This is a genomic window from Streptomyces sp. NPDC048566 (assembly GCF_043199735.1).
GTDB lineage: Bacteria > Actinomycetota > Actinomycetes > Streptomycetales > Streptomycetaceae > Streptomyces.
Genome location: NZ_JBICWL010000051.1, coordinates 1 through 1929, shown reverse-complemented (window position 1 = coordinate 1929; position 1929 = coordinate 1). Strand labels below are relative to the sequence as shown.

The 1929-nt window shown below is 69.6% G+C and carries 1 protein-coding gene; it reads left to right on the top strand.

Annotated features, from left to right (window positions below; all coding sequences use genetic code 11):
- Positions 1–1929 (top strand): AMP-binding protein (locus tag ACGFS9_RS32720; RefSeq protein ID WP_393258632.1); only part of this gene is annotated, 1929 nt, incomplete at both ends.

Sequence of the window (1929 nt, the reverse complement as noted above, 5' to 3'; positions counted from 1 at the left end):
CGGTACAGTACGCCGACTACACCCTGTGGCAGCGGGAGCTCCTCGGTGACGAACAAGACCCCGACAGCACCCTCGCCACCCACACCGAATTCTGGCGCACGTACCTGAAGGGCCTGCCGGAGGAGACGGCTCTGCCCGTGGACCGGCCCAGGTCCGCCACAGCCAGCCACGCCGGCGCAGGCGTGGTGATCACCGTGGAGCACGAGCTCTACGAGGACCTCGTACGCCTCGCCCAGGACCACCAGCTCACGGTCTTCATGGTGATCCAGGCCGCATTCGCCGCACTGTTGAGTCGGTCCGGAGCGGGTGACGACATCCCCCTCGGCACCCCGGTGGCCGGGCGGTCCGACGCCTCCCTGGACGAGCTGGTCGGCTTCTTCGCAAACATGATCGTGCTGCGCACCGATACCTCCGGCGATCCGGCATTCACCGAACTCCTGGACCGCGTACGGACTTCCGACGTGGAGGCGTATGCAAACCAGGACATGCCCTTCGACCGGGTCGTGGAAGCCCTCAACCCTCAGCGATCCCCGGCCCGTCACCCCCTGTTTCAGGTCGCGCTGGCCTTTGGCGCAGGCGCCTCCAGTGCGGTCGAACTCTCGGGACTGAGCGGATCGGCGGGCATGGTGCCCACGGCCGTAGCCAAGTTCGATCTGGGCCTCTACCTGGACGAGGTGCGGACCCGCGAGGGAGAGGCGCAGAGCATCTCCGGAGTCCTGGAGTACGCGACCGACCTCTTCGATCGGTCCACGGCCGAGGCCCTCGCGACCCGCCTGGTCACCGTCCTGCGGCAGGCCGTACGGAACCCCGAGCGCCGCCTCAGCACGCTCGAACTGCTCACGCCCGAGGAGCGGCACCGTCTGCTGGTCGAGTACAACGATACGGCTGCGGAGTATCCGGCGGACGCGTGTGTCCATGAGCTCTTTGAGGAGCAGGTCCGGCGGGTGCCGGACGCGGTGGCCGTGGCCTCGGACGAGGGGGGCCTGACGTACGCCGAGCTCAACGCGCGGGCCAACCGGCTGGCGCACCACTTGATCGGACTGGGCGTCCGGCCGGGTGGCACGGTGGCGGTGGCCGTGGAGCGTTCGCCGCAGCTGATCGTCGGCCTGCTGGCCGTACTCAAGGCGGGGGCCGCCTACGTGCCCTTGGCAACCGGCCAGCCCGCGGCGCGTATCCGCCTGATGCTGGAGGAGACCGGAGCCGTTGCCGTCCTCACCGACAAGGCGACCGCCTCCGCCCCGGACCTCCTCGTGGCCACGGCCGACGGGCCGTTTGCCGTCGGCGTCGAAGACGCGGACACCTTCGGGGACGCCCCCACCGACAACCCGGTGGCCGACTGCGGTGGTGCCGCGGCGCTCGCCTACGTCATGTTCACCTCCGGCTCGACGGGTCGGCCCAAGGGTGTCGCGACCACGCACCGCAACATTGTCGAACTCGCCCGGGATCGCTCGTGGGAGGGCGGCGAGCACGCCCGTGTTCTGCTGCACTCGAACTTCGCCTTCGACGCGTCGACCTTCGAGCTCTGGGTCCCCCTGCTGTCCGGCAACACCGTCGTTGTGGTTCCGCCCGGACTCGCCGACGTGGCGCAGCTGAGCCGGGTGATCACCGAACACGGCGTCACCGCGGCCTGGCTCACCGCCTCCCTGTTCGCGCTGTTTGCCGATGAGGAGCCTGAGGTCCTCGCCTCGCTCCGTGAGATCTCCTGCGGCGGCGAAGCCGTCTCGGCAGCTGCCGTCCGCCGGGTGACTGCCCTCGGCACCGGAACGGTGGTCGCGAACTCGTACGGCCCCACCGAGGCGACGACCTTCGCCCTGCGCTGGCGCATGGCGCAGCCGCCGATCGGTTCGTCGGTGCCGATCGGTGTGCCGTTGGCGAATACGCGGGTGTATGTGCTGGATGAGGGTTTGGGGTTGGTGCCTGCGGGTGTGG